Here is a 5489-nt window from a genome sequence, read left to right on the forward strand (position 1 = left end):
GGCCGCGGGGGCGGGCAGGGCGCCGCGGTCCACCTTGCCGTTGGGTGTGAGGGGCAGGGCGTCCAGGCCGACGAAGGCCGAGGGCACCATGTACGCAGGGAGACGGGAGCGCAGGTGCTCACGCAGAACGCCGGCATCCCCGAAGACAGGGACGACGTAGGCCACGAGTCGCTGTTCGCGCACGTCGACCACGGCCTCGCGGACCTCGGGGTGCGTGCGGAGCGCGGCTTCGATTTCGCCCGGTTCGATTCGGAAGCCGCGCAGCTTCACCTGGTGGTCGATGCGGCCCAGGAACTCCAACGTCCCGTCCGCGAGCCAGCGCACCCGGTCGCCCGTGCGGTACATCCGCGTGCCCGGCGCTTCGCGAAGCGCGTCCGGCACGAAGCGCTCGGCCGTCAGGTCTGGCCGGCCCAGGTAGCCGCGCACCACGCCTTCCCCCCCGATGAACAGCTCACCGGGGACACCGACCGGCACCGGCCTCAGCAGGGCATCCAGGACGTGCAGCCCGGTGTTCGCGAGCGGCCGCCCCAGCGACATCGTGCCGGCCGTGTCCGTCTCCACGCGATGCATGGACGACCACACCGTCGTCTCGGTGGGACCGTACATGTTGAGCAGGGCAGGGACATGCACGCGCAGCTTCGAGGCAAGGCTCCCCGGAAGCGCTTCGCCGCCCACGAGCATCTGGCGCAGTCCGCCCAGCGCATGCAGCGCCCGGGGCTCCTCCACGAGCGCCCGCGCGTACGACGGCGTGCACTGGAAGTGGGTGACGGCGTGGCGCTCCAGCAGGTCCGCGAACGCCGCGGGCTCCAGGCCCGTGGGCGCGAGCACCACCTGGAAGCCGCGCGTCCACGCCCAGAGCAGCTCCAGCACGGAGATGTCGAAGGAGATGCTCGTCATCGCCAGCCACGTGCCCGGGCACGGCGAGACGTGCGCATCCATCGCGCGGAAGAAGTTCATCACCGTCCGGTGCGGCACGCCCACGCCCTTGGGCCGCCCCGTCGAACCCGACGTGTAGAGCACGTACGCGAGCGTCCGCGCGTCACCCGCAGACCGCACGAAGTCCGCTCCCACCGAAGGGGCCACGTCATCGAGGAAGAGCCGGCGCTCGGCCGGCACCGCGATGACATCCTCCAGGCGACGAGGCCCCACGAGGACCTTCGCCCCCGAGTCCTCCCACATCGCCGCGAGCCGCTGCGCCGGGTACGCCGGATCCAACGGCAGGTAGGCCGCCCCCGCCTCCAGGATGCCGAGCATCCCCACCGCCAGCTCCACCGAGCGGTCCACGCACAAGCCCACCACCGACTCCGGCCCCACGCCACGCTGCCTCAGCGTGTGCGCCACGGCCCGGGCCCGAGCACGCAGCTCCCGGTACGTCAGCCGGCCATCCCCTGCGACGAGCGCCACGGCATCCGGCGTGCGAGCCACCTGCGCCGCGAAGCGCGAGGAGAGGGTGGCATCCGAGGGGAACTCGATATCGGGTCCACGCGACAGCGCGAGCAGATGCTCCGACTCATCGGCGCTGAGCCACGGCAGCTCATCCACCTGGCGCGAAGGGTCCGCGACGGCGGCCTCCATCAGCACGCGCAGGTGGCCTGCGATGCGGGCCACGGTGTCCGCGTCGAAGAGGTCGGTGGCGTACTCCAGCCAGCCCTCGAAGCCCCTCGCGGATTCGGAGAGCGAGAGCGTCAGGTCGAACATCGCCGTGCCCGAATGCACGTCCAGCAAGCGCGACTGGAGGCCCGGCAGCACGGGGGCGCCCACCTGCGCGCCCTGGTGGATGAACATCACCTGGAAGAGGGGCGTGTGCCCGCGCTCGCGCGTGGGCTGGAGCGCTTCCACCAGCTTCTCGAAGGGCACGTCCTGGTGCGCGTACGCACCCATCGCCGTCGCGCGCACCCGGGCCAGCAGCTCACGGAAGGTGGGCGCGCCGGACAGCCGCGTGCGCATCACCAGCGTGTTGACGAAGAAGCCCACCAGGCCCTGCAACTCGGCGCGCTCACGGCCCGCGATGGCCGTGCCCACGCTGACGTCGTCCTGCCCCGAGCGGCGCGCGAGCACCGCCTGGAAGGCCGCGAGCAGGACCATGAAGGGGGTGACGCCCTCACTGATGGCCAGCGTGCGCACCGCTTCGGCGAGCCGTGAGTCGAGCACCACCGGCACCCGGGCGCCCTGTGTTCCACGCTCGGCGGGACGCGGCCGGTCTGTCGCCAGCTCCAGCAAGCGGGGCGCGCCTGAGAGCTGCTGCCGCCAGTAGTCCAGGTGAGAAGCCAGCGTGGCTCCGTCCAGCGACTCCCGCTGCCACTCCGCGTAGTCAGAGTAAGCCGCCTTCAGCGCGCGCAGCGGCGACGGACCGCCTTCGAGCAGCGCCGCGTAGAGGGCGGACAATTCGCGCACCAGCACGGCCATGGACGTGCCGTCCGACACGGCGTGGTGCATGACGAGCACCAGCACGTGCGTGCGCTCGTCCAGCGTCAAAAGCGTGGCGCGCACGAGCGGTCCCTGCGTCAGGACGAACGGGCGGCGGGCCTCTTCATGGGCCAGACGGGAGGCTTCGGCCTCGCGGGTGTCCGCGGGCAGGGACTCCAGTGATACGCGGGCCAGCGGCAGGGATGCGAAGCTCGCGATGACCTGCAGCGGCCTTCCGTCCTGTTCCCGGAAGGAAGTCCTCAGCGCGTCATGGCGCGCGGCGAGCACGAGGAGGCTGTTCTCCAGCGTGGCCACGTCCAGCTCGCCTTCCAGTCGCACGGCGGCGGGAAGGTTGTAGGTCACGTCGCCCGGTGCGTACCGATCCAGGAACCATAGCCGCGCCTGCGCGAAGGACGCCGCCCGGTCGCCTGTTACTTCCCGGCGACGCAGCGTGCTCGATGCAGGGGCGGACGCCGCTGTGCGGGCCGCGATCAGCTGCCGTGCAAGGGACGTGATGCTCGGTCCCTGGAGCAACCACTCCATGGGCACCGTCACGCGCATCGTGCCGATACCCATTTCGTGCGCCAACTCCACCGCGCCCAACGAGTCCAGCCCGTAGCGAGTCACTGGAGCACCGACGTCGATGTCCTCACGGCGCATGCGCATGTGCCGGGCCACGACGTCGTGCAGCCATGCCACCAGCGCTGCCTCGTCCGCATTCGTGGGCAGGCCCTCTGAGACGGGCGCCGCTTCGCGTGCTCCAGAACCCGCGCCAGGAGCGGCCGGGCTGATGGTTCCGCCGTCATGACTCGATGACTGCCGGGACGAAGGCGACGACTCGGATGCGCTGAAGTCCGGCGCGGTAATGGACCGAGCCCCGCTGGAGCCTGGGACGGATTCGGATGAAGCGGGGAGAGGAGCCTCGGACGACGAACGCGCGCCACCTGGCGGCTCCGCCCGCCACGCCGTCACCTCCTGCAATGTCTCCGCGAGGAAGGCCGCTCGGCACGCGTGACGCTGCACCTTGCCGCTGGACGTCTTGGGCAGGCTGCCCGGCTCGATGAGCACCACCGCGTGCGCCTGCACCTCGTGCGACTCCGCCAGCCGCTGACGGATGGTGCCCACCGCCGCGTCCGCCGCCGCCAGCTGCTCACGCAGTCCGCCCAGCCGCCGCACGTCGATTTCCTGCACCACCACGGCGCGCTCCTCGCCCCTCACCTCCACCGAGAACACCGCGCCGCCCCCGGGCCTCAGCGCCGGGTGCGCCCCCTCCACCGTCGCCTCCAGGTCCTGCGGGTAGTGGTTCCTCCCGCGCAGGATAATGAGGTCCTTGCGCCGCCCCGTGACGTACAGCTCTCCCTCCGGCCGCAGGAAGCCCAAGTCCCCGGTGCGCAGGTACGGCCCGCCGTCCTCACGCGCGATGCGCGCATGGAACGTCTCGCGCGTCGCCTCCTCGCGGCCCCAATACCCCTGGGCCACGCTCGGCCCCGACACCCAGACTTCGCCCACTTCACCGGGAGCACGCCGCTCCAGCGTCTCCGGGTCCACGATGGCGATTCGCTGCTCCGCCAGCGTCTGGCCACACCCCACCAGCGTGCGCGCACCGGGCTCCGCCGCGCCCACTTCCTCCGCGCGGTGCCGCTCCAGCCCCTCACCCGAAATCGTCACCGACACCGGCGGCGCCGACTTCTCCCCGCCGGAGACGATGAGCGTGCCCTCCGCCAGCCCGTAGCAAGGGAAGAAGGCCTCGCGCCGGAAGCCACTGGGGCCGAAGGCCTCCACGAAGCGCTCCAGCGTCTCCGGGCGAATCGGCTCCGCGCCGCAGAAGGCCACCTCCCACCGGCTCAAATCCAACGCACGCCGCTGCTCCGGCGTGCTCTTTCTCACGCACAAGTCGAACGCGAAGTTCGGCCCGCCGCTGATGCTTCCCCCGAAGCGCGACACCGCCTCCAGCCACGCCATGGGCCGCTTGAGGAACGCCATCGGCGACATCAACGTCACCGGGAAGCCTCCGTACAGCGGCTCCAGGATGCCGCCGATGAGCCCCATGTCGTGGTACGGCGGCAGCCAGATGACGCCCACGCTGTCCGCTCGTGCGCCGAAGGCACCGTGGATGAGCGACAGGTTGTGCAGCAGGTTGCCGTGCGTGAGCATCACGCCCTTCGGCGTGCCCGTGCTCCCAGACGTGTACTGAAGGAACGCGAGCGACTCCGCGCCCAGGCCCTCCGGCGCAACCCAGTCCTGCTCGCCGCCCTCCGGCAACTCATCCGTCGCCATCCAGTGCAGCGCGCGGAAGTCCGGCGCCTGCTCGAAGACGAAGTCCGACAGCCCGAGGATGCCCGACGTGGTGAGCACCACCGACGCACGCGCGTCCTGGATGATGGCCCGCAGGCGGGGCAGGGTGCGCTCCAGCCGCATCGGGTCCGGCGGATACGCGGGCACCGCCACCGCTCCCGCGTACAGGCAGCCGAAGAAGCCCGCGATGTAGTCCAGTCCCGGCGGGTACAGCAGCAGCACTCGCTCGCCTTGCGCGCCACGCTCACGCAGCGCCGAGGCTATCCGCCGCGCTCGCACGTCCAAGTCGAACGCGCTCCACACGGTCTCTTCACCGTCGGCTTCACCCAGGAACGTGTAGAGCGGCGCGTGGGCGGACGGACCTTGGACAAGCTTCAGCAGGACGCCAGGAAGGGTTCGCGAGAAGTCGTGCACGGGGAGCCATCCATGTGTCGAGAAAGCGCCGACACTTAATAGCAGCCCGGGTGCTCAATTCCTCGGCACTCCTGGTGACGAAACCCCGGAGGTTCCTGACGCCAGCCCACTCGGGGAGCGGGGACTCGGCACGCCCTCAAGCGCGGCCGAGCAGGCTCTTCAACCACTCCATGAAACCTTTCTAGCTTGACCCGCCTGATACATCCCGTGTCGCGCCTTCACCGACTCTGGCCTGTCACGCGTGGTGAACGTCGCGGACCTGATCGCGCATGTAGCGCCGCGGCGCGCCAGTCACTCTGTTCACGGGCCCCGCCCCCTCGAAGGAGGGAGCGGGGTTTCCGCGTTGTGGGCGGCAGGGACTCGCGGTGCCTGCG

General features: G+C 70.8%; 1 protein-coding gene. It reads right to left on the minus strand.

The genetic code is table 11. The features are described 5' to 3' along the window. Positions 1-5115: non-ribosomal peptide synthetase (locus tag D7Y15_RS29655; protein WP_121754662.1), on the minus strand; the 5115-nt coding region annotated here is incomplete at its 3' end. Positions 5116-5489 lie beyond the last annotated feature (374 nt).

The organism is Corallococcus sp. AB030, assembly GCF_003668965.1.
Taxonomy (GTDB): Bacteria; Myxococcota; Myxococcia; order Myxococcales; family Myxococcaceae; genus Corallococcus; species Corallococcus exiguus.